Below are 20,769 nucleotides of genomic sequence, written 5' to 3' on the forward strand. Positions count from 1 at the left end.
CTTCAGTGCTGCGCGGTCGCCGTCGCGCTTGTTGCGGCAAACCAGTGATCGATTGCGGCGGCCACGCCGTTGAGCGTGCCCGGCGCGACATGGAGGCCCAGCTTCGAGCGGCGCCACAACACGTCGTCGGCGCGCGTGGCCCATTCGGCGTTGCGCAGGTAGCGCAATTCGGCCTCGAAGATGCCCGGTGCGACTTCGGCGCCGAGGTCCGCGAGCGATTGCGCGTTGTCGAGCAGCCGCTCGGCGCGCGTGCCGTAGGCGCGTGCGTAGCGGCGCGCCAGCGCGGCGGGCAGCCACGCATGGCGTCTCGCGAAGTCCTCTGCGAAGGGCTCAAAGCGCGCGTTCGCGATATCGCCACCGGGCAGCGGGACGCCCGCCGTCCACGAAGGCGCGGCGTGGTCCAGCACGCGGCACAGCATGTCGGACGCTTCTTCCGCGAGCTTGCGGAAGGTCGTGATCTTGCCGCCGAACACCGAAAGCAGCGGCGCGCCAGCGGTTTCGTCGAGTTCGAGCTTGTAGTCGCGCGTGACGGCGGACGCATTCTCCGCGCCCTCTTCCTCGAGCAGCGGACGCACGCCCGAGTAGGTCCATTGCACGTCGGCCGGCGAGATCTTGCGCTTGAAATAGCGGTTGATCGACTCGCACAGATAGCGCGTTTCGTCGCCGTCGATCGAGACCTTCGCGGGATCGTTGTGATACTCCACGTCGGTCGTGCCGATGAGCGTGAAGTCGTGCTCGTACGGAATCGCGAAGATGATGCGCTTGTCCGGGTTCTGGAAGATGTACGCGTGGTCGTGCTCGAACAGGCGCTTCGTGACGATATGGCTGCCCTTCACGAGCCGCACGCTGTGTTGCGCGCCGCGCCCGAGCGCACCGTGGAGCACTTCGCCCACCCACGGCCCGGCCGCGTTGGCGATGGCGCGGGCGCGCACGTTGAAGGTGCTGCCGTCCGGACGGCGCAGCAGCGCCTCCCATTCGCTATCCGCGCCGTTCGTGGCGCTCGTGCGCACGGCGGAAACGAGCTTCGTGCGCGTGAGGATTTGCGCGCCGCGCTCTTGCGCGTCGAGCGCGTTGAGCACGACGAGACGCGCGTCGTCGACCCAGCCGTCCGAATACACGAAGCCGCGCTGGATCGAGTCGATGAGCGGCTCACCGGCCGCATGGCGGCGCATGTCGATGCCGCGCGAGCCCGGCAGCAATTCGCGCTTCGCGAGATGGTCGTAGAGAAACAGGCCCATGCGAATGAGCCAGGCAGGGCGCAGATTCGGCATGTGCGGCATGACGAAACGCAGCGGCCACATGATGTGAGGCGCCGCGCGCAGCAGCGTTTCGCGCTCCTGCAGCGCCTTGCGTACGAGCCCGAATTCCTTGTACTCGAGATAGCGCAGCCCGCCATGAATCAGCTTGGTGCTGGACGACGAGGTATGCGAAGCGAGATCGTCCTGCTCGCAAAGGAGCACCGACAACCCGCGGCCGGCCGCGTCGCGCGCGATGCCCGCGCCGTTGATCCCGCCGCCCACGACGAGCAGATCGTACCGGTTCTGTTGAGTCACCCTGCTGTGTCCCTGAAAGAAAAACGAACCTCGAAATGTTCGAATTCGAAATTTATCGAACATGAACGAAAAAGTAAAGTTTCGTTTTACGGGAAATTGACCGAAAGCAGTGCGTAAACGAGCATGCACCGAACAGGATCGAACGGTCGTCAGGCGCGAATGAAAACGGGGCCTTGCGCGTTGGCACGCGCATCCGATGGGCAACACCTCGCCCATTCGCGAAACGCGCCGGATTTCAGATCGAAGACGGAGAAAACGCGCGGACGACGCGCCCGGAAAAGGCGCGGACGAAAATCCCGCGGCTTACGCGGCGACGTGAACCTGCGTGCCCGCTGCGAGCACCGCCTCGTTCATTTCCTCGGGCAGCGGCTGGTCGGTGAAGAGCGCGTGAATCTGGCTCAGATGCCCCTGGCGCACGAGCGCCGGGCGGCCGACCTTCGAATGGTCGGCTACGAGATAGACCGTGCGTGCATGCTCGATGATGGCCTGCGCCACGCGGACTTCGCGCGTGTCGAAGTCGCGCAGCGTGCCGTCGGTCTCGATGGCCGAGGTGCCGATGATCGCGTAATCCACCTTGAACTGGCGGATGAAGTCGATGGTGTGCTCGCCGACGATGCCTTTGTCCCAGGGCCGCACGACGCCGCCCGTGATCATCACTTCGCAGTCGGGGTAGCCGCTCATCACGCTCGCCACGTTGAGGTTGTTCGTGACGACGCGCAGGCCTTGATGATGATTGAGCGCGCGCGCGACTTCTTCGGTCGTGGTGCCGAGGTTGATGAAGAGCGAGGCCTGATCGGGAATGTGCTGGGCCGCCAGCGCCGCGATGCGGCGCTTCTCATCATGGAACATGTGCTGCCGCGCGCTGTACGAGACGTTCTCCGAACTCGTGGGCAGGCTCGCGCCGCCGTGATAGCGGCGCAGCAGATTCATGTCGGCGAGCCAGTTCACGTCGCGGCGAATGGTTTGCGGCGTGACGTCGAAATGCGAGGCGAGATCGTCGACCGTGACGAAGCCGTCGCGTTGCACCCATTCGAGCATTTCCTGCTGGCGCGCGTTCAGGGTGAGGCGAGGATCTCGTGTCATTGGCTCGTTTGGCAGGCAAGTGAGGACCGACCTATTGTAAGGGCTTGCCCACCCGAATCAGGAGAAAGCCGATGCATGCCGTACGCAAATGGATAGCAGGCGCCGCCGTGACCGCCATGCTGGCCCCGCTGTGGGCCCCGCTGCCCGCCGCCGCGCAAACGAACCCCGGCGCGACGCCCCCGGCTGCGCCCGCCGCCTCCGCCACGCCCGCCGGCGACGGCACCTTCCTCCTGACGATCTTCCTGAAGCACGACGAGTCGAAGCCGCTGCCGAAGATCAATCAGCAACTCGCGGAACAGGGCTTCTACAAGGCCTTTCCGCCGCCCGGCATCGAAGTGGTCTCGTGGTACGTGATGATGGGGATCGGCCAGGTCGTGACGCTGCGCGTGCCCGCCGACCGGCTGCGCGAGGTGAACCGCGCGATCGAGCAGACCGCGTGGGGCGGCTATCGCACGGAGTTCTATCCGACCTACGACTACAAGGCGCTCGCCGAGCAGGCGCGGGAGCGCAACGGCAAATAGCGGGACGCCGGCGCGCCGTTCCTGGGCGCGCCCTGAAGCAGGCGCGCCCAGGGTTCCCCCTGAGCTTCCGTTAAAATGCTGCGCTTTCCCTTTTCACCCGCCGCGCCCGATGCACTCCGCTCCATCGACCTCGCCCGCCGCTACCCGCGACGCGAACGACACCGAACTCACCCACGACCTCGTCTACGGCCCCAACGACCGCCCCGCGCCCACCATCGCCTTCGTGGCCGCGCTCCAGCATCTGCTCGCGATCCTCGTGCCGATCGTGACACCTGGGCTCCTGATCTGCCAGGCGCTGGGCGTCTCCAGCCGCGACACCACGCTGATCGTCTCGATGTCGCTGGTGATTTCCGGCATCGCCACGTTCCTGCAATGCAAGCGCGTCGGGCCGCTCGGCGCGGGCCTGCTCATCGTGCAGGGCACGAGCTTCAACTTCGTCGGCCCGCTCATCGCGGGCGGCAGCCTGATGGTCAAGCAGGGCACGGCCGTCGAAACCGTGATGGCCGCCATCTTCGGCGTCGTCATTGCGGGTTCGTTCGTCGAAATGGCCGTGTCGCGCATCCTGCCCTTCATCAAGCGGCTCATCACCCCGCTCGTCACCGGCATCGTCGTGCTGCTGATCGGCCTCACGCTCATCAAGGTCGGCCTCATCAGCATGGGCGGCGGCTATGGCGCCATCGCCAAAGGCAACTTCGCGAGCGTCCAGAACCTCACGCTCTCGGGCCTCGTGCTCGGCGCCATCATCGTGCTCAACCGCGTGCCCGTCGTCTGGGTGCGCAGCACGGCGCTCGTCATCGCCCTCGCCATCGGCTACATCGTTGCGGGCGCAATGGGTCGGCTCGACTTCACCGGCGCGCGCGAAGCCGCGCTGTTCCAGATTCCGACCCCACTGCATTTCGGCCTGGGCTTCTCGTGGTCGCTCTTCGTGCCCATGCTGATCATCTACCTCGTGACCTCGCTCGAAGCGATCGGCGACGTCACCGCCACCAGCAAGGTCTCGAAGGAGCCGGTGGAAGGTCCCGTGTGGATGCGGCGCATCAAGGGCGGCGTGCTCGTGAACGGCTTCAACTCGCTGCTCGCTGGCTTTTTCAACACGTTTCCCAGCTCCGTGTTCGCGCAGAACAATGGCGTCATCCAGCTCACCGGCATTGCCAGCCGCCACGTCGGGCTCTGGATCGCGGGCATGCTCGTCGTGCTGGGCCTCTTCCCGCCCGTGGCCGGCGTGCTGCAGGCCGTACCGGAGCCCGTGCTGGGCGGCGCGGCCATGGTGATGTTCGGCGCAGTGGCCGCTTCGGGCATCAACATCCTCGCGGGCACGCGCCTCGACCGCCGCGCGCTGCTCATCATCGCTGTGTCGCTCGCGCTGGGCCTCGGCGTCTCGCAGGTACCGGAGATTCTGACGAGCCTGCCGCATGCGCTCAAGAACGTGCTGGAGTCGGGCGTCGCAACGGGCGGCATCTGTGCGCTCGTGATGAACTGGTTCCTGCCGGAAAAGGCATAACCCTGCGGAGCGTGTGGCCCTGATACTGGGCCGCACGCTTTTTTATTGACCTTAATTTCCAATTTGCTGGATAATGACTCCATCATCTTGGAAACAAACCCCATGGATACCCCGACCGACGCCGGCATCAACGAGCGCATTGCCCGCTGTGTGCGCGACCTGCGCGCCACGCGCGGCCTCACGCTCGACGCGCTTGCCACGCGCAGCGGCGTGAGCCGTTCGATGATTTCGATGATCGAACGCGGCGCCGCCAGCCCCACGGCCGTGGTGCTCGAAAAGCTCGCGGCGGGGCTGTCGGTCTCGATGGCGAGCCTGTTCGGCGCTAGCGGCGAGAGCGCGCCCGCCGAGCCGCTGGTGCGCCGCGCACAGCAGGCGCACTGGCGCGACCCGCAATCGGGCTACACGCGCCGGAGCGTGTCGCCGCCCAACTGGCCTTCGCCGATCCAGCTGGTCGAAGTGGATTTCCCGGCCGGCGCGCGCGTAGCCTACGAAACGGGCAGCCGCGAGACTGTGATTCACCAGCAGGTCTGGGTGATGGAAGGACGGATCGACGTGGAACTGGGCACTGAACGGCATGCGCTTCACGCGGGCGATTGCCTCGCCATGCGGCTCGATCAGCCGCTCATCTTCAGCAATCCGGGCTCGCAGGCCGCGCGCTACGTCGTCGCCATTTGCGACGCAAGCGGTCTTTGAACCCGCGTCATACGCCGCGATCTTTCACCCTATACATTTAAAGAGGATTCCCCATGAATTCGAACTCACGCAGCGATGGCGTCCGCTTCATCGATTGCAACGAAACGGACCACGCCTCGGCGATTCTCGAGATCCTCAACGACGCGATCGTCAATTCAACGGCACTCTACGACTACAAGCCGCGTCCGCCCGAGGCGATGGTCACGTGGTTCGGCACCAAGCGCGAGAACGGTTTTCCGGTGGTGGGCGCCGTAGACGAGGCCGGCACGCTGCTCGGCTTCGCGAGCTGGGGTACGTTTCGCGCGTTTCCCGCCAACAAGTACACGGTCGAGCACAGCGTGTACGTGCGCCGCGACCAGCGCGGCCGTGGCCTCGGCGAACGCCTGCTGCTCGAGTTGATCCGCCGCGCCCGTGAGGAACAGATTCACGTGATCGTCGGCTGCATCGACGCCACCAATGCCGGCAGCATCGCGCTGCACGACAAGCTGGGCTTCACGCACTCGGGCACGATCAAGGAAGCAGGATTCAAGTTCGGACGCTGGCTCGACGCCGCGTTCTACCAGCTCAATCTGGAGATGCCCGCCCCGCCAGTGGACGGCTGACGCTCGCGCGCCCGGCGCCTCAACGTGCGCTGGAACGGGCCGCAGCCACTGTCATCGCGTTGCGGATATGGCGCGCCCGCAGCGGCGCGCGGGCCGCGCGCTTCGAGGCGCACGCCGCGCGCGTGGCACGCAGCTTCGCCTGACTGCGGTTGCGGGACTCGGCCTCGCGCGTGGCACGCCGCGCCTGCCGGCGCACGACGAGCAGCGCGCAGACGATGGCCGCGACCACGGCCACGCGAAACGGCGACGACTCGAAGGCGCGTTCCGGCACGTGCAGCAGGAGAATGGAAATGAACACGGCGACCTGAATGAGGATCGCCGAAAGTGAAGCGACGAACAGGTAGGCGTGCAGGCGATCGGTCGGCGGCTTCATGGGGCTGCACTCCAGAAAGTTGCGCGGACAACGATATCGAGTCTGGCTGGTTACACCCTACGCCTCGCGAATGTCATACGCATGGCAACGCGCGAAGCTGGGCAGCGATCATGGGATCGTGCCTGCCCCAAGCTGAAGAGAACCTTAAGGAAAGGCGCCTGCGATAACGCTTTTATCGTCGGACGATAATTCTTTGCGCACCTTACCGACCAACGCCTTTCAGCGCCTTTCGTCTTGCCTCGATTCGTGTGCAACGCAGAAAGGTCTCTTCCGGTTCATGCAGTGCTTACCTAAGGTTGACTTAAGCTCGCACGCCGTACCCTTGCAGGTTGTAATCCGTACGGCAATGCAGTCATGAATCGCACCTATGAATATCGCGGCTACGCAATCCGCGTTGGCGTCGAAGCAAATGGCACGGTCCCGCTCGAGCGCCTGGAAATCGAACGGCCTCGCTATGCAGCGGTGGTAAGTATCGCGGCGCTCGACGAGCGCGCCTTCCCCTCGCCCCTGAAAATCGACAACGCCGCCGGGCTGCCCTTCCACTCCGATATCGACGCCCTGATGGGCGGCTACAGTGAGGCCCGCCGCCTGATCGACGAACAGCTCGCCGCAACGGCGCCCTGACCCGCCAAAGAAAAAACGCGCGACAGCCAGAAGCCGTCGCGCGTTTTTTATCGGGACGCACTGCGTGCGTCCTATGCCTGCACTCAGTCGCGGTTCGCCTGCAACACGGTCAAAGCGGCCATGTTGATGATGCGTCGCACCGTCGAGCTCGACGTCAGCACGTTCACCGGCGCGTTCACGCCCAGCAGGAACGGGCCGACCGCCACGTTGCTGCCCGCCCCCGTCTTGAGCAGGTTGTAGGCGATGTTGCCCGAGTCCACGTTCGGGCACACGAGCAGGTTCGCCGCGCCCTTGAGCTTCGAATGCGGCAGGATACGCAGGCGCAGGGCCTCGTCCAGCGCGCAGTCGCCGTGCATTTCCCCGTCGATTTCCAGATCGGGATTCGTTTCCGTCACGAGCTTGAGCACTTCACGCATCTTCGTGCCCGAGGCCGAGCTGCCCGAGCCGAAGTTCGAACGCGAGAGCAGCGCGACCTTCGGCTGCAGATTCAGCCATTCCATCTGGCGCGCCGCGGCCAGCGTGAACTCGGCGATCTGCTCGGCGTTCGGGTTGTCGTTCACGTGCGTGTCGACGATCGCGACCGTGCGCTTGTCGAGCAGCAGGATGTTCATCGCCGCATACGTATTCGCGTTGCGCTGCTTGCCGATCACCTCGTCGACGAAGCGCAGGTGGTCGTGATACGCGCCCACCGTGCCGCACACCATGCCGTCCGCGTCGCCGAGGCGCACCATCATCGCGCCGATCAGCGTGAGGCGGCGGCGCATTTCCACGCGTGCCATTTCCTTCGAAATGCCGTCGCGGCAGCGCAGTTCCCAATAGGTCGTCCAGTACTGATGGAAGCGCTCGTCGTACTCGGGGTTCGTGACTTCCACGTCTTCGCCGAGCTTCAGGCGCAGGCCGAACTTCTCGATGCGGGCGAGCAGCACTTCCGGACGGCCGATCAGGATCGGACGCGCGAGCTTCTCGTCGACGATCACCTGCACGGCGCGCAGCACGCGCTCTTCCTCGCCTTCGGCGAACACGATGCGCGACTTGCCGCCGTCACGCACGAACTGCTTCGCGGCCGCGAAAATCGGCTTCATGAACGCGCCCGAGTGATACACGAACTGCTGAAGCTCGTTCGTGTACGCGCCGAAGTCGTCGATCGGGCGCGTGGCCACGCCGTCTTCCATCGCCGCCTTCGCGACGGCCGGGGCGATACGCACGATCAGACGCGAGTCGAACGGCTTCGGAATCAGGTACTTCGGGCCGAAGCGCAGATCATAGGCGCCGTAGGCGGCCGCCACCGAATCGTTCAGCTCTTCTTCCGCGAGCTTGGCGATCGCGTGCACCGCCGCGATTTCCATGTTGCGCGTGATGGTCGTTGCACCCACGTCGAGTGCGCCGCGGAAGATGTACGGGAAGCACAGCACGTTGTTGACCTGGTTCGGGAAGTCCGAACGGCCCGTGGCGAGCACCGCGTCCGGGCGCGCTTCGAGCGCGACCTCGGGGAAGATTTCCGGCGTGGGATTGGCAAGCGCGAGAATCAGCGGCTTGTCCGCCATCTTCTTGACCATTTCGGCCTTGAGCACGCCGCCGGCCGACAGGCCGAGGAACACGTCCGCGCCTTCGATCACGTCGGAGAGCGAGCGCGCCGAGGTGTCCTGAGCGAAGCGTTCCTTGTCCGGGTCCATGAGCGTCGTGCGGCCCTGGTAGACCACGCCATCGATGTCGGTCACCCAGATGTTCTTGAGCGGCAGGCCCAGATCCACCATGAGGTCCAGACAGGCCAGCGCCGCTGCGCCCGCGCCCGAGGTCACGACCTTGACCTTCGAAATGTCCTTGCCGATCACCTTCAGGCCGTTCATGAACGCGGCCGAAACGGTGATGGCGGTGCCGTGCTGATCGTCGTGGAAGACCGGAATCTTCATGCGCTCGCGCAGCTTGCGCTCGACCGTGAAGCAGTCGGGAGCCTTGATGTCTTCCAGATTGATGCCGCCGAAGGTGGCTTCGAGGCTCGCGATGATGTCCACGAGCTTGTCCGGGTCGCTTTCGGTGATTTCGATGTCGAACACGTCGATGCCGGCGAACTTCTTGAAGAGCACCGCCTTGCCTTCCATGACCGGCTTGGAGGCCAGCGCACCGATGTTGCCGAGACCGAGAACCGCTGTGCCGTTCGTGATCACGCCCACCAGATTGCCGCGCGCCGTGTAGCGGAACGAGTTCTGCGGATTGTCGACGATCTCCTCGCAGGCCACGGCCACGCCCGGCGTATAGGCGAGCGCGAGGTCGCGCTGGGTGACGAGCGGCTTGCTGGCCGTCACCGAAATCTTGCCCGGGGTGGGGAATTCGTGATATTCGAGGGCGGCCTGACGATCGGTCTTGTTCATGTTCCTCACTCTGGTGGTGTGCCCCGCGCACGGAAGGCGCGGCGGTCGTGTTCGAATGAGGCGATTCTAGAGAGCCCTCATAACGTGTCCATTTTGATTTAGTATGGGGCCATCATTTTTTGGTAATACCCTGGGGAATCGTGTCTTTCAGCATTGACGACGTGACGAGGCGGTTGAATACGCGCCTGAAAATGCGCCATCTGGTCCTGCTCCTGCAGATCCGCCAGCACGGCTCGCTCACGCGCGTGGCGGAACACATGGCGACGAGCCAGCCCGCCGTCACCAACGCGCTGGCTGAAATGGAGAGCATGTTCGGCGCGCCGCTGTTTGACCGTACGCCGCGCGGCATGACGCCCACGGCGCTCGGCAACGTGGTGCTCGCACGCGCCCAGGCCATGCTGCACGACCTCGACCACCTCGCGCGCGACATCGAAGCCGTGGTGGCCGGCCACGCCACGCGCGTGCACGTGGGCGTGATTCCGTTCATCTCGGGACGCACGCTCGCCGCCGCCATTCGCCTCACGCAGTCGCGGCTGCCGCAACGCGTGACCATGACGATTCACGAAGGCACGAGCGACGCGCTCCTGCCGCAGCTGCGCGACCATACGCTCGATATCGTGATCGGGCGAGCGTCCTCGGCCGTTGACGTCTCGCAGTTGCGTTTCGAGGTGCTGCATCAGCAAAAGCCGCGGCTCATTGCCAGCCGCCGGCTCGCGGCGCGGCTCGCGCGCGGCAAGCTCGACTGGGAAAAGCTGGTCGAACTGGACTGGATCCTGGGCGCGCCACACACGCCCATCCGCGAGCAGATTTCCGACCTCTTCCTGCATGCGGGCGTGGCGCCGCCCGTGCCGATCGTGGAGAGCTACACGTCGCGGCTGATCGGCGAGATGATCAGCACGAACGAGAACGCCGTGTCGATCGTGCCCGCCGATATTGCCGAGGAACTCGTGCACTTCGCGGGCGTGGCGATCGTGCCGTACACGCTCGACTGGACGCTGCCGCCGGTGGCGATGTTCACGCGCGCGGGCGTGCTGCGCGATGTCGACGCCACTTTCGGGCAGTCGCTGCGCGAGCTGTATCAGGAGGCGGAGAAGGCGCGGGGTTAAGCCGCTTCCTGCAGCTCGCTTTCCAGCTCTTCCAGCTCCAGGCCGTGCGTACGGTCGTGGTCGAGCAGCTCGCGCACGAGTTCTTCCAGCGTCATGCGCCGCACGCCGTCGCGCAGCCCGCAGCGCAAGCGCTGCTCGGGCGTGAGACGTTTGAGCGAGGTGCAAAGACGGCGCCGCCCTTCGCTGAATTCGCCCATCGCGGCGGCGAGATCCTGCTTCATGTATTCGCGTTCTTCCGCGATCGCCGTGCCGTCCACCGATGCGATTTCCGGCAGCTGAGCCTTGCGTACGACGCTGAAGCGCTCGGCGAAAACGGCGTCGAGATCGCGCAAATGGCATGCGTGTTCGAGCAACGAGAAGCCCGTGCCGCCTGGCCGGCGCCCCCATTGGTTCGTGGGCACGCGCTTGACGAGCGCCTCGAAGCGTTCCGGCATGGTTGCGAGCGCTTCGATCACCGCTTCGAACGGCAAGACGACCGGCTGCGCGCTGAACACGGCGCCATAGCTGAACAGTGCCCCGCTCACGCGGCCGCGCGCCTGCGCGACTTCGTGGCCGTGGCGGCGCATCACCTCGGCAACCAGCGCGCCGCAGTACTGGCGCGCTGTGGTGTCTGCGCCGATTTCCGGAAACTTCTGCGCGATCTCCTCGGCCACGGCGGCAATCGCCGCCACGCCGACGCGCGAGAGCACCGCGTACTCCACATAGCGCCCAGGCGCGTCGATCAAGGCTTCCAGCTGGCTGGCGAGCGGCGTCGCCTTGAAACGGTCGAAGCGTGAATGCACGTTGCCTCCTAACGGCTCGAATCATAACGTATCAAAACGATACGTTACAAAACGCGAAGACGCAAGTGCTTGAACGCAAACGGGCGCAGGCTCGATCGCTGCGACGATTTAGGTGTTTACCCGTAATCGTATTGTCAGCTGGTTATCGGTATGCCGATAATACTCTCATGGATGTGAAAACTGCAGTGCGCGTCTTCGACGTGATCAACCTCTTTGCCGAAGTCCGGCAACCGATGATCTACAGCGAGATTGCGCGTCGAACCGAGATCCCGCTGTCGAGCTGCCACGCGCTGTTGCAGACGATGGTGGCCAAAGGCTATCTGTACGCGCCGGGCGTGAAGGCGGGCTACTACCCCACGCAGCGTCTCTTGCACGTGGCGCGCGACATCTGCAGCGAGGACCCGCTCACGCTGATGTTTCAGCCGCTGCTTTCGGCGTTGCGCGACGCGACCGGCGAAACCGCCGCGCTCGCCACGCTTGCGGGCAACCGCGTGGTCTATCTCGACGTCATGGAGTCGCGCCAGAAGATCCGCTACAGCGACGAGCCGGGCGGCTTCATGACGATTGCGAGCGCCGCGGGCAAGGCGCTGCTCGGCGCGCTCGCCCCGGCCGCGCGCCGCAAACTGCTCGACAGCTGCGAGCCGCAGCTGCACTCGGCCAACGGCGCGGTGATCGACCGCGGTGCGTTCGAGCGCGACGTCGAGCAGGGCGTGACGGACGGCTGGCATCGCTCGACGGGCGAGAGCGTGGAGGACGTAGCCGGCCTCGCGCGCGGTTTCCTGATTCATGGCGAGGCGTTTGCGCTCGTCATCGGCGCGCCCAAGGCGCGTCTTCTCAAGAACGAGCAGCACGCCGTGAAGGCGCTGCTCGAGGTGTACGCGCAAATTCCGCCAACGCTGCTGGCCGCGTGAGGCACATCGAGCGCCTCGGGCGCTGAATGCAGCGAGGCGCGTAGCGCGAAATTCCTGAAGTGGAGGGTCAAGCATGCGTTGGAAGAACCGGCCGGAAGGCTCGAACTGGGGCGACTTCGGTCCCGACGATCAATTGGGGCGCCCCAATCTCATTGGCGCCGAGCAGGTGCTCAAGGGCGCGCAGGAAATTCGCGCGGGTCTCACGTTCACCCTTTCGCTGCCGCTCGACTTTCCCGGCGACAGCAAGCTCAACGTGCGCCGCCATCCGCCGGTGCTGCGTCCCACCTTCCGCGACGGCCTGCCCTATGTGAACTTCCCGTTCGCTCGCAACGAAGCGGGTGCGACCGACGTGGTGAGCGACGATCAGGTGCTGCTCTCGCTCCAGTACTCCACGCAGTGGGATTCGCTCGCGCACGTGGGCGCACGCTTCGACGCCAACGGCGACGGCGTGGCCGAGAGCGTCTACTACAACGGCTATCGCGCTAACGTGGACGTGGTCGGCCCGATGGAATATCGCGCGGACGACAACTTCGCGCCTCACGCGTGCGGCGGCGAGCATAGCCATGCCGATGTGCTCGGCATCGAGCATCTTGCCGTGAAGGGCATGCAAGGCCGCGGCGTGCTGATCGATTTCGCCGCGCATTTTGGCCGTGAGTTTCGCACCGTGGGCTACGACGACCTGATGCGCGTGATCGAGGCCGACGGCGTGGAAGTCGAGCGCGGCGACATGCTCGTGCTGCGCACCGGCTTCGCGGAGATGGTGCTCGAAATGAACCGCCAGCCCGACGAAGCCGTGTTGTCGAGCCACTGCAGCGCACTCGACGGGCGCGACGAGCGCCTGCTGCAATGGATCACCGATTCGGGCATCGCGGCGCTCGCCGCCGACAACTACGCCGTCGAACGCTATCCCGCGCGCGCGCCCGCCACACCCGGCGATCACCCGCTCATGCCGCTGCATCACCACTGCCTGTTCAAGCTCGGCCTGCCGCTGGGCGAGCTCTGGTACTTGCGCGATCTCGCCCAGTGGCTGCGCGAGCACCAGCGCTCGCGCTTCATGCTCACCGCGCCGCCGCTGCGGCTGCCGGGCGCCATGGGCTCGCCCGTCACGCCTGTCGCCACGGTTTGACGAACTGCTTCGCTTTCCTCTGTTTTATCCGTATTCCCGAAAGACATGGCTAAAGAAAGAGTCTTGATTACCGGCGGCGCTGCCGGCATCGGCGCCGCCTGCGCCGCGCGCTGCGAGGCCGACGGCTACGAGGCCGTTGTGATCGACCGCGTGGGCGACGGCATCATCGCCGATCTCTCCGACATCGAGGCCACGGCAGCCGCGCTCGCCCGCGCGCTCAAAGGCGGCCCGATCACGCGCCTCATCAACAACGTGGGCGTGGTCCTGCCCAACGACGCCGAGCACCAGTCGCTCGAAGAACTCGAACGCGCATGGTCGCTGAACGTGCGCTGCGCGCAGCAGTGCATGCAGGCGCTGTTGCCCGGCATGAAGGCCGCGGGCTTCGGGCGCATCGTCAACATGTCGTCGCGCGCCGCGCTCGGTAAAGAGCTGCGTACGGCCTATTCGGCCACCAAGGCCGCGTTGATCGGCATGACGCGCGTATGGGCGCTCGAACTCGGCGCACTCGGCGTGACCGCGAATGCCATTGGCCCGGGTCCGATCCGCACCGAACTGTTCGACCGCGCCAACCCGCCCGGCGCGCCGCGCACCGAAGCGATCATCAACGCCGTGCCCGTCAAGCGCGTAGGCACGCCCGACGATGTCGCGCACGCGGCCTCGTATCTGCTCGACGCGCGCAGCGGCTTCGTGACCGGCCAGGTGCTCTACGTGTGCGGCGGCATGACCGTCGGCGTCGCGGGAGTTTGACGATGGCGGCTCCCCAAACGCCTGTGCAAGCCTGCGAACCACGACGCGCCGGCATTATCGGCGCGGGCAGCATCGGCGTGGCGTTCGCGATCTGCTTTGCGCGGGCCGGCTGGCGCGTGCGCCTCTACGATCCCGACGTCGCACGCCGCGCCGCGGCGCGTGCAGAGATTGCGCTGCGTCTCGACGATCTCACGCAATACGCCCTGCTCGACGAAAGCGCGCAGGCAATCGCCGCGCGCGTCACGATCGTCGAGACGCTCGAAGCCGCCGTGGCGCAAACCGATCTCGTGCAGGAATGCGCACCCGAGCGCGCCGAACTCAAGCGCGAGCTCTTCGCGCAGCTCGACCGCGCCGCGCCGCCCGAAGCGATTCTCGCGAGCGCTTCGTCGTTTCTCGCGGCCTCGAAATTCGTCGACGCTACGCTGCCCGGTCGCGCGCGCTGCCTCGTCGCCCATCCCGGCAACCCGCCCTACCTCGTGCCCGTGATCGAGGTCGTGCCCGCACCGTTCACGTCCGAAGCGGCGGCCGCGCGCGCAATCGCGCTCTACGCCGAAGCGGGAATGAAGCCCGTGCGCGTGAAGCACGAAGTGGAAGGCTTCATCTTCAACCGCCTGCAAGGCGCCGTGCTGCGCGAAGCGTATTGCCTCGTGCGCGACGGCGTGGCGTCGGTGGAAGACATCGACACCGTGATGCGCGAAGGCCTCGGCCCGCGCTGGTCGGTGATCGGCCCATTCGAGACCGTCGATCTGAACACACGCGGCGGCATCGCCTCGCATGCGCAGAAGATGGGCCCTTCGTACGCACGCATGGGCGCCGAACGCGGCCAGCACGACCCGTGGACGCCCGAACTCGTCGCCCAGGTCGAGGCGGCGAGGCGCGCGGCGCTGCCGCTCGATCAATGGGACGAGCGTGTGGGCTGGCGCGACCGCCAGCTCATGCATCTCGCCCGCCATCGCAAGACCCAAAGCCACGACGACTCATAAGCGCGTCCAACGCGCGCCGAGAGCCGAAGAGACCCGACAACTACTACGATTCAAATAGAGACACTTCCATGCAGAAAGTCACCGCTTTCTTTACCGAGCTGATGCGCCGGTATTTGCCCGATCCGTTCGTGTTCGCGATCGGCCTCACCTTGCTGACCATGGCCCTTGCCGTGATCGTGCAGGGACAAGCCGTCACGGCGCTCACCACGAGCTGGGGCAAGGGCTTCTGGGCGCTGCTCGCGTTCACCACGCAAATGGCGGTGATTCTCGCGATGGGCTACGTGCTCGCGACCGCCCCGCTCACCGACCGCTTTCTGAACCGCCTGGTGGCGCGCGTGAACGATCCGCGCATGGCGATCGTCGTCGCCACGCTGGTGGGCGGCATCGGCAGCTATCTGAACTGGGGCTTCGGCCTCGTGGTGGGCGGCATCGTCGCGCGCAAGCTCGCGCTGCGTGTGAAAGGCGTGCACTACCCGCTCATCATCGCTTCGGCGTATAGCGGCTTTACGCTCTACGGCCTCGGGCTTTCGGCCAGCATTCCCGTGCTGATCTCCACCAAGGGCCATCCACTCGAAGGGCAAATGGGCGTCATTCCGCTCTCCGAAACGATCTTCTCGCCCACCATGCTCATCACGAGCCTCGTGACCCTCATCACGCTGCCGCTGCTGAACGCATGGCTGCACCCCAAGCCCGGTCAGCCGATCAAGGAAATCGACCGCGCCCAGGAAGAAAAGCAGCAGAAGGCCGCGGCGCTCGGCGTGGATCTCGACGAAGGCAACACGCTCGCCAACCGCCTGAACAACAGCCGTCTGCTGAGCTACGTGATCGGCCTGATCGGCATGGGCTATGTCGCGCTGCACTTCGTGCAGGGCGGCTCGATCGACCTGAACCTCATCAACTTCTTCATCCTGTTCCTCGGCATCCTGCTGCTCGGCACGCCGATCCGCTATGTTGAGAAACTCAACGAAGGCATTCGCACGATCAGCGGCATCATTCTGCAGTACCCGTTCTACGCGGGCATCATGGCGATCATGGCGTCTTCGGGTCTCGTCAATACGTTTTCCGAAGCCTTCGTGAAGATCGCGACGCCGGCCACGCTGCCGTTCTGGGGCTTGATCAGCTCGTTCGTCATCAACTTCTTCGCGCCTTCGGGCGGCGGCCACTGGGTCATCCAGGGACCGTTCATGATCGAAGCGGCGAAGACCATCGGCGCCTCCGTGGGCCATACCTCCACGGCCGTGATGCTCGGCAATGCCTGGAACGACCTCGTGCAGCCGTTCTGGATCTTGCCCGCCCTCGCGCTTTCGAAGCTCAAGCTCAAGGACATCATGGGCTACACGGTCATCATGATGTTCTGGATCGGCATCGTGTATTCGGTTGCGATTCTCGCCTGGGGCTGATTGGCTCTTATCGGCGCCCCTTACTGAACCCCATCCTCACCGGAGACTATCCATGCTGTTTCTCGTGCACATGCAGGTGCAGATTCCGCACGGCACCGACGCCGCCTTCGCCGACGCCCTCAAGGCCGAGGAAAAAGCGTTTTCGCAGAAGCTGCAACGAGAAGGCAAGTGGCGCCACCTGTGGCGCGTGGCCGGCGAATACGCGAATTACAGCGTGTTCGATGTCGAATCGAACGACGAACTCCATACGCTGCTTACCGCGTTGCCGCTCTTCCCGTTCCTGAAGATCAGCGTGACGCCGCTCGCCCAGCATCCGTCGGCCATCGTGCCCAACTGAGAGGAACGCGCCATGCCTTTTCTGATCGAAACGTTCGACAAGCCCGGTCACGCCGAAGTGCGGACACGCGAGCGCGATGCGCATCTGGCGTTTCTCGCGCAAAACAAGGCCCTGTTGCTGGCCTGCGGCGCGAAGCTCAACGACGACGGCAGCAGCGCAGGCGGCGGCATCTATATCGTCGACCTCGAAACCCGCGAGGAAGCCGAACGCTTCATCGCGCAGGATCCGTTCACGCACGTCGGCCTGTTCGAGAGCGTGAAGATCGTGCGCTGGCGCAAGGCCTATATCGACGGGACGTCCTTCCTGTAAGCGCTACGCGCCTGCAGTCGCGCGACCATTCAGTTCGTTTTCGACCCTCGACGGCGCCGTGCTCCCCTGTGCGGCGCCGTGTTGGCCCGGCGTGTGCCTCCGCACGCCGGGCCGTTTTTCCTTCCCGCCCGGTTGGGCGCCCCCGCCGGGCACATCGATTGCTGGACAGGTGCGCTGTCGTCCATCGAGCAGCGCGGCCCATGTGGCGGCGCCTTCACGCGAGGAGGAAACCGATCATGCTAAAAATGGCCCTGTTCTTTGCCGTGATCGCCGTGATCGCGGCCCTGTTTGGCTTCACGGGGATTGCGGCCGGCGCGGCCGCGATTGCGAAGATCCTGTTCTTTATCTTTGTGGTGCTGTGCGTGGTGTTCCTCGTGATCGCGCTCGTGGTGACGAAGAAGATCGTCGATTGACCGAAGCGCGAACGACGCCCGGGGCGCCGGCGCTGCCTTGGGCCCCATCAAGCCGCACCCGCGCACGGGAAGCCGTGGCATCTATGGTTGACTTATCAACAAAATATGGCGACGCGATTTTCCCATGAACCGAACGTATCAAGAACCTGAACGAAGTTTCATTTTAGGGGCCATTTTCGACACGTTCGCGTAATCGCCCTCGCCTAAATTTCCGGTTCCGCCACACACGAAGCATTCTCCTTCTCAACGGAACCGAAATGAAAAAAGCGTTGTTGAATCTCCTCGCGCTCGCGGCGGCCGCCGCCTGCACGAGCGCTCACGCACAAAGCAGCGTGACGCTCTACGGCACGGTCGATGCGGGCCTCGACTACGTCAGCAATCAGAAGTCGCCCACGGATCATGGCACGACGTGGGGCATGCAGTCCGGCAACGTGAGCACGAGCCGCTGGGGCCTGCGTGGCACGGAAGACCTGGGCGGCGGCCTCAAGGCGATCTTCGACCTCGAGAACGGTTTCTCGGTCGTCAACGGCAAGGGCTCCAACGGCGGTTATCTGTTCGGCCGGCAGGCGTGGCTGGGTCTCTCCAGCGACCAGTACGGCACCCTCACGCTCGGGCGCCAGTACGACGCGCTCGTGGACATGGTCGCGCCCATGTCGGCCACGGGCTCCGGCTTCGGCGGCAATATCGCGATGCACCCGTTCGACAACGACAACCTCAACAACGACGTGCGCATGAACAACGCCGTCAAGTTCCGCAGCGCAACCTACGCGGGCTTCCAGGTGGAAGGCGCCTACGCGTTCAGCAACCAGGGCGGCGGCTTCGCGAACAATAACGCCTACACGATGGGCGCTTCGTGGAACGGCGGCCCGATCGACCTGGCCGTGGCGTACTTCCAGGGCAACGAGCCCGGTTCGACCACCAACGGCGCGCTGAGCGCCGGCAGCGGCACCGACAACGATCCGATGTTCGTGGCGGCACGCACGCGCACGCTCGGTGCGGGCGGCAGCTATACGATCGGGCCGGCGAAGGTGGGCCTCGTGTTCACGCGCACGATGGTCGCCGAGCCCACGCAGATCGCCCAGGGCGGCTCGCTCAATGCGTTCGACGCCGACTACCTGACGTTCAATAACTTCGAAGTGAACGGGCGTTACGCGCTCACGCCGCAACTGAGCCTGGGCGGCACCTATACGTATACGGACGGGTCGGTCAGCCGTGCGGAGGGCAACGCGTCGCCGCACTGGAACCAGTTCATGCTGCAAGCCGACTACGCGCTGAGCCGCCGCACCGACGTGTATCTGGAAGGCGTCTATCAGCGCGTTTCGGGCGCGCAAGGGATTCCGGTGCTCGGCAATGCGTCGATCTACAACCTCGCGGCTTCGTCCAGCAATACGCAGGCGGTCGTCGCGGCAGGCATGCGCCTGAAGTTCTAAGCCCATGCTTAACGGCTAGGCGAGGGCCGCGCGATCCAAGCGCGGCCCGTCGTGCTGCGTAAAATAAGGGCAGTGTCATCGCCAGGTCATGCAAGCGCGCCATCGTTGCGCAGACACTCACCCTGCGATGCTTGCGCCCGCGCGCGTCAGTCATGCAAGTCCGCCAGCGCAGGCTTCGCCTTCTGCTCCCGAGGCGAGACGACATGACGAATAAAGACATCCCCGAGAATGCATCCACCGAAAGCGGCGCCAGTGTCTCGCGCCGCGGCTTCCTCAAGCTTGCCGGCGCTTCCGGCTTCGCGAGCGCGGCCGGCGCTTTCGCGGGCAGTGCGAAAGCCGACGCCGCCACACCCGACGGCACGCCCGAGCAGATCCACCTCACCTGGGGCGAAGACCCGACACGCGAAGTCGTCGTTTCGTGGGCATCGCTCGCCTCCTCCACGAATCCGCGCGTGATCTACAGCGCCGATCGCGGCAAACGCGAGACGGTGCACGCCATTCAACGCACCTATACCGACGGGCTCACCGGCGTCGTCGTCTTCACGTATCACGCGCGGCTGCATGGGCTGGACCCGGCCACCACCTACCGCTATGAAGTCACCGCCGATAACGACAGCCACGCGGGCAGCCCGTTTTCGTCGAGCTTCACCACGGCGCCGCGCGGGCGCGCCAAGTTCCGCTTCACGAGCTACGGCGACCTCGCCACGCCGAACACGGGCTGGGTGCTGTCGTCGCCGCAAAGCCGCTTCGCCGTCGAGGCCGTGGAGCGCTTCCAGCCGCTCTTTCATCTGCTCAATGGCGACCTCTGCTACGCGAACCTGAATCCCGCGCACCAGACCGACGTGTGGCGCGACTTCGGCAACAACAATCAGACGTCGTCCGCGAATCGTCCGTGGATGCCTTGCCCCGGCAATCACGAGATCGAGTTCTACAACGGCCCGCAGGGTCTGAATTCGTATCTCACGCGCTATACGCTGCCGCATAACGGCACGCAGTTTTCGGGCCGCTGGTACAGCTTCCGCGTGAGCAACGTGCTGTTCGTCTCGCTCGACGCCGACGACGTGGTCTACCAGGACGCCGCCGCGTTCGTGGCCGGCCCGTCGCCGCTCGTGCCCGCGGCGAGCACGGGCAACGCGCCGGTTCAGCCGGGCACGTCGTTCTACGTGCGCGGCTACAGCAACGGCGTGCAGACGCGCTGGTTAGAGCAAACCCTGAAGCTGGCAAGAGAGGACGACGATATCGACTGGATCGTGGTGCAGATGCACCAGGACGCGCTCAGTTCGTCGAAGACTGGCAACGGCTCGGACAAGGGCATACGCGAAGCGTGGCTGCCCCTCTTCGACCGCTATGGCGTGGACCTCGTGGTGTGCGGCCACGATCACGACTACGAGCGCAGCTACCCGGTGCGCGGCTGCAATCATCACGCGGGCGTCGATGCGAAGACCGGCGCGAGCGTCGACACGCTTCAGCCGCGTCCCGTCACGCACGCCCAAGGCACGGGCAACACCTTCGACACGAGCCACGGCACGATCCACCTGATCCTCGGCGGCGGCGGCACGAGCGCGCCGCTCGACGTGTATGGCGTGGACGCCGGCAACGGCAATCCGCAGGCCCAGGTGTTCACGAAGCCCAACCACCCGGTGGCGGGCACGACCGCGGGCACGTTCGCACGCCCCACGGCGGATGCGCTCGAAGACGCGATCTGGTCGGCGCAGCGCGATACGGGCACGGGCTACGGCATTGCGGTGTTCGACGTCGATCCCGGCTCGCACGGCGGCAAGACGACGATCACGATGAACTACTATCACGCGCCCGGTGCGGATCAAACGCCGACCGGCAATTATGAGTTGTTCGAAACGATTACGCTGGCGAAGTCACGCTAAGCGAACCGCGCGGGGCGCTTTCG

21 protein-coding genes are annotated in these 20,769 nt (G+C 65.2%); 16 read left to right on the forward strand and 5 right to left on the reverse strand.

Annotation, left to right across the window (positions count from 1 at the left end; all coding sequences use genetic code 11):
• Positions 1 to 2: 2 nt before the first annotated feature.
• Both glpD and AB4Y42_RS01835 read right to left on the reverse strand, forming a co-directional pair.
• Positions 3 to 1,553, reverse strand: coding sequence for a glycerol-3-phosphate dehydrogenase (glpD, locus tag AB4Y42_RS01830; RefSeq protein ID WP_368693200.1), 1,551 nt, complete (start codon positions 1,551 to 1,553; stop codon positions 3 to 5).
• Positions 1,554 to 1,856: 303 nt separating this feature from the next.
• Positions 1,857 to 2,636 (reverse strand): DeoR/GlpR family DNA-binding transcription regulator, encoded by a 780-nt coding sequence (locus AB4Y42_RS01835; protein ID WP_254316502.1) that lies wholly within the window; start codon positions 2,634 to 2,636, stop codon positions 1,857 to 1,859.
• Between the two features lie 71 nt (positions 2,637 to 2,707).
• Between AB4Y42_RS01835 and AB4Y42_RS01840 the strand changes: the two genes are divergently transcribed.
• The 4 genes from AB4Y42_RS01840 (at position 2,708) to AB4Y42_RS01855 (ending at position 5,953) form a co-directional block, all read left to right on the forward strand.
• Positions 2,708 to 3,157 carry a hypothetical protein gene (locus AB4Y42_RS01840; RefSeq protein ID WP_368693201.1) on the forward strand — a complete coding sequence of 150 codons (450 nt, stop codon included), beginning with the start codon at positions 2,708 to 2,710 and terminating at the stop codon, positions 3,155 to 3,157.
• Between the two features lie 109 nt (positions 3,158 to 3,266).
• Complete coding sequence (locus tag AB4Y42_RS01845; protein ID WP_368688174.1) at positions 3,267 to 4,658, forward strand: uracil-xanthine permease family protein; 1,392 nt, start codon at positions 3,267 to 3,269, stop codon at positions 4,656 to 4,658.
• 102 nt (positions 4,659 to 4,760) lie between these two features.
• The gene (locus AB4Y42_RS01850) at positions 4,761 to 5,351 is read left to right on the forward strand and encodes a helix-turn-helix domain-containing protein (RefSeq protein ID WP_368693202.1); all 591 of its coding nucleotides are present in this window, start codon (positions 4,761 to 4,763) and stop codon (positions 5,349 to 5,351) included.
• A gap of 53 nt (positions 5,352 to 5,404) precedes the next feature.
• Entirely contained in the window at positions 5,405 to 5,953 is a 549-nt protein-coding gene (locus AB4Y42_RS01855) for an N-acetyltransferase family protein (RefSeq protein ID WP_368693203.1), read from the forward strand.
• Between the two features lie 19 nt (positions 5,954 to 5,972).
• On the opposite strand, the gene AB4Y42_RS01860 is transcribed toward AB4Y42_RS01855, so the two are convergent.
• On the reverse strand, positions 5,973 to 6,326 hold the full coding sequence (locus tag AB4Y42_RS01860) for a hypothetical protein (protein ID WP_368693204.1): 354 nt from the start codon (positions 6,324 to 6,326) through the stop codon (positions 5,973 to 5,975).
• Between the two features lie 354 nt (positions 6,327 to 6,680).
• Between AB4Y42_RS01860 and AB4Y42_RS01865 the strand changes: the two genes are divergently transcribed.
• Complete coding sequence (locus AB4Y42_RS01865; protein ID WP_368688170.1) at positions 6,681 to 6,950, forward strand: hypothetical protein; 270 nt, start codon at positions 6,681 to 6,683, stop codon at positions 6,948 to 6,950.
• An 83-nt stretch (positions 6,951 to 7,033) separates the two neighbouring features.
• On the opposite strand, the gene AB4Y42_RS01870 is transcribed toward AB4Y42_RS01865, so the two are convergent.
• Positions 7,034 to 9,319 (reverse strand): NADP-dependent malic enzyme, encoded by a 2,286-nt coding sequence (locus AB4Y42_RS01870; RefSeq protein WP_368688169.1) that lies wholly within the window; start codon positions 9,317 to 9,319, stop codon positions 7,034 to 7,036.
• Positions 9,320 to 9,459: 140 nt separating this feature from the next.
• Here AB4Y42_RS01870 and AB4Y42_RS01875 point away from each other — a divergent pair, with 140 nt between their 5' ends.
• Positions 9,460 to 10,425 carry a LysR family transcriptional regulator gene (locus AB4Y42_RS01875; protein ID WP_069266119.1) on the forward strand — a complete coding sequence of 322 codons (966 nt, stop codon included), beginning with the start codon at positions 9,460 to 9,462 and terminating at the stop codon, positions 10,423 to 10,425.
• On the opposite strand, the gene AB4Y42_RS01880 is transcribed toward AB4Y42_RS01875, so the two are convergent.
• Entirely contained in the window at positions 10,422 to 11,207 is a 786-nt protein-coding gene (locus tag AB4Y42_RS01880; RefSeq protein WP_368693205.1) for a DinB family protein, read from the reverse strand. The genes AB4Y42_RS01875 and AB4Y42_RS01880 overlap by 4 nt on opposite strands.
• A gap of 167 nt (positions 11,208 to 11,374) precedes the next feature.
• On the opposite strand from AB4Y42_RS01880, the gene AB4Y42_RS01885 reads away from it, so the two are divergent.
• From AB4Y42_RS01885 to AB4Y42_RS01930, 10 genes are all read left to right on the forward strand, one after another.
• Positions 11,375 to 12,118 (forward strand): IclR family transcriptional regulator, encoded by a 744-nt coding sequence (locus AB4Y42_RS01885; RefSeq protein ID WP_368688167.1) that lies wholly within the window; start codon positions 11,375 to 11,377, stop codon positions 12,116 to 12,118.
• A gap of 73 nt (positions 12,119 to 12,191) precedes the next feature.
• The gene (locus tag AB4Y42_RS01890) at positions 12,192 to 13,244 is read left to right on the forward strand and encodes a cyclase family protein (protein ID WP_368693206.1); all 1,053 of its coding nucleotides are present in this window, start codon (positions 12,192 to 12,194) and stop codon (positions 13,242 to 13,244) included.
• A gap of 45 nt (positions 13,245 to 13,289) precedes the next feature.
• Positions 13,290 to 13,991, forward strand: coding sequence for an SDR family oxidoreductase (locus AB4Y42_RS01895; RefSeq protein ID WP_368693207.1), 702 nt, complete (start codon positions 13,290 to 13,292; stop codon positions 13,989 to 13,991).
• A gap of 2 nt (positions 13,992 to 13,993) precedes the next feature.
• The gene (locus tag AB4Y42_RS01900; RefSeq protein WP_368688164.1) at positions 13,994 to 14,974 is read left to right on the forward strand and encodes a 3-hydroxyacyl-CoA dehydrogenase; all 981 of its coding nucleotides are present in this window, start codon (positions 13,994 to 13,996) and stop codon (positions 14,972 to 14,974) included.
• A 68-nt stretch (positions 14,975 to 15,042) separates the two neighbouring features.
• Entirely contained in the window at positions 15,043 to 16,374 is a 1,332-nt protein-coding gene (locus tag AB4Y42_RS01905) for a short-chain fatty acid transporter (protein ID WP_368693208.1), read from the forward strand.
• A gap of 52 nt (positions 16,375 to 16,426) precedes the next feature.
• A complete protein-coding gene (catC, locus tag AB4Y42_RS01910; protein ID WP_069266126.1) occupies positions 16,427 to 16,711 on the forward strand; it encodes a muconolactone Delta-isomerase in 285 nt (94 codons plus the stop codon).
• 12 nt (positions 16,712 to 16,723) lie between these two features.
• Complete coding sequence (locus AB4Y42_RS01915) at positions 16,724 to 17,020, forward strand: YciI family protein (RefSeq protein WP_368688163.1); 297 nt, start codon at positions 16,724 to 16,726, stop codon at positions 17,018 to 17,020.
• Positions 17,021 to 17,256: 236 nt separating this feature from the next.
• A complete protein-coding gene (locus AB4Y42_RS01920; RefSeq protein ID WP_028203043.1) occupies positions 17,257 to 17,433 on the forward strand; it encodes a DUF1328 family protein in 177 nt (58 codons plus the stop codon).
• Positions 17,434 to 17,690: 257 nt separating this feature from the next.
• Positions 17,691 to 18,863, forward strand: coding sequence for a porin (locus tag AB4Y42_RS01925; protein WP_368693209.1), 1,173 nt, complete (start codon positions 17,691 to 17,693; stop codon positions 18,861 to 18,863).
• A 203-nt stretch (positions 18,864 to 19,066) separates the two neighbouring features.
• Positions 19,067 to 20,746 (forward strand): purple acid phosphatase family protein, encoded by a 1,680-nt coding sequence (locus AB4Y42_RS01930; RefSeq protein ID WP_368693210.1) that lies wholly within the window; start codon positions 19,067 to 19,069, stop codon positions 20,744 to 20,746.
• The last annotated feature ends 23 nt before the right edge of the window (positions 20,747 to 20,769 follow it).

This window comes from Paraburkholderia sp. EG286B (assembly GCF_040965655.1).
In the GTDB taxonomy this organism is placed as follows: Bacteria; Pseudomonadota; Gammaproteobacteria; order Burkholderiales; family Burkholderiaceae; genus Paraburkholderia.

Excerpts from the sequence above, each read along its gene's own strand:
- AB4Y42_RS01865 (WP_368688170.1), top strand. The coding sequence starts at position 6,681 with ATGAATCGCACCTATGAATATCGCGGCTACGCAATCCGCGTTGGCGTC.
- AB4Y42_RS01920 (WP_028203043.1), top strand. The coding sequence starts at position 17,257 with ATGCTAAAAATGGCCCTGTTCTTTGCCGTGATCGCCGTGATCGCGGCC.
- AB4Y42_RS01845 (WP_368688174.1), top strand. The coding sequence starts at position 3,267 with ATGCACTCCGCTCCATCGACCTCGCCCGCCGCTACCCGCGACGCGAAC.
- AB4Y42_RS01895 (WP_368693207.1), top strand. The coding sequence starts at position 13,290 with ATGGCTAAAGAAAGAGTCTTGATTACCGGCGGCGCTGCCGGCATCGGC.
- AB4Y42_RS01885 (WP_368688167.1), top strand. The coding sequence starts at position 11,375 with ATGGATGTGAAAACTGCAGTGCGCGTCTTCGACGTGATCAACCTCTTT.
- AB4Y42_RS01890 (WP_368693206.1), top strand. The coding sequence starts at position 12,192 with ATGCGTTGGAAGAACCGGCCGGAAGGCTCGAACTGGGGCGACTTCGGT.
- AB4Y42_RS01840 (WP_368693201.1), top strand. The coding sequence starts at position 2,708 with ATGCATGCCGTACGCAAATGGATAGCAGGCGCCGCCGTGACCGCCATG.
- AB4Y42_RS01855 (WP_368693203.1), top strand. The coding sequence starts at position 5,405 with ATGAATTCGAACTCACGCAGCGATGGCGTCCGCTTCATCGATTGCAAC.
- AB4Y42_RS01870 (WP_368688169.1), bottom strand. The coding sequence starts at position 9,319 with ATGAACAAGACCGATCGTCAGGCCGCCCTCGAATATCACGAATTCCCC.
- AB4Y42_RS01930 (WP_368693210.1), top strand. The coding sequence starts at position 19,067 with ATGACGAATAAAGACATCCCCGAGAATGCATCCACCGAAAGCGGCGCC.
- AB4Y42_RS01860 (WP_368693204.1), bottom strand. The coding sequence starts at position 6,326 with ATGAAGCCGCCGACCGATCGCCTGCACGCCTACCTGTTCGTCGCTTCA.
- AB4Y42_RS01915 (WP_368688163.1), top strand. The coding sequence starts at position 16,724 with ATGCCTTTTCTGATCGAAACGTTCGACAAGCCCGGTCACGCCGAAGTG.
- AB4Y42_RS01925 (WP_368693209.1), top strand. The coding sequence starts at position 17,691 with ATGAAAAAAGCGTTGTTGAATCTCCTCGCGCTCGCGGCGGCCGCCGCC.
- AB4Y42_RS01905 (WP_368693208.1), top strand. The coding sequence starts at position 15,043 with ATGCAGAAAGTCACCGCTTTCTTTACCGAGCTGATGCGCCGGTATTTG.
- AB4Y42_RS01835 (WP_254316502.1), bottom strand. The coding sequence starts at position 2,636 with ATGACACGAGATCCTCGCCTCACCCTGAACGCGCGCCAGCAGGAAATG.
- AB4Y42_RS01850 (WP_368693202.1), top strand. The coding sequence starts at position 4,761 with ATGGATACCCCGACCGACGCCGGCATCAACGAGCGCATTGCCCGCTGT.
- catC (WP_069266126.1), top strand. The coding sequence starts at position 16,427 with ATGCTGTTTCTCGTGCACATGCAGGTGCAGATTCCGCACGGCACCGAC.
- AB4Y42_RS01900 (WP_368688164.1), top strand. The coding sequence starts at position 13,994 with ATGGCGGCTCCCCAAACGCCTGTGCAAGCCTGCGAACCACGACGCGCC.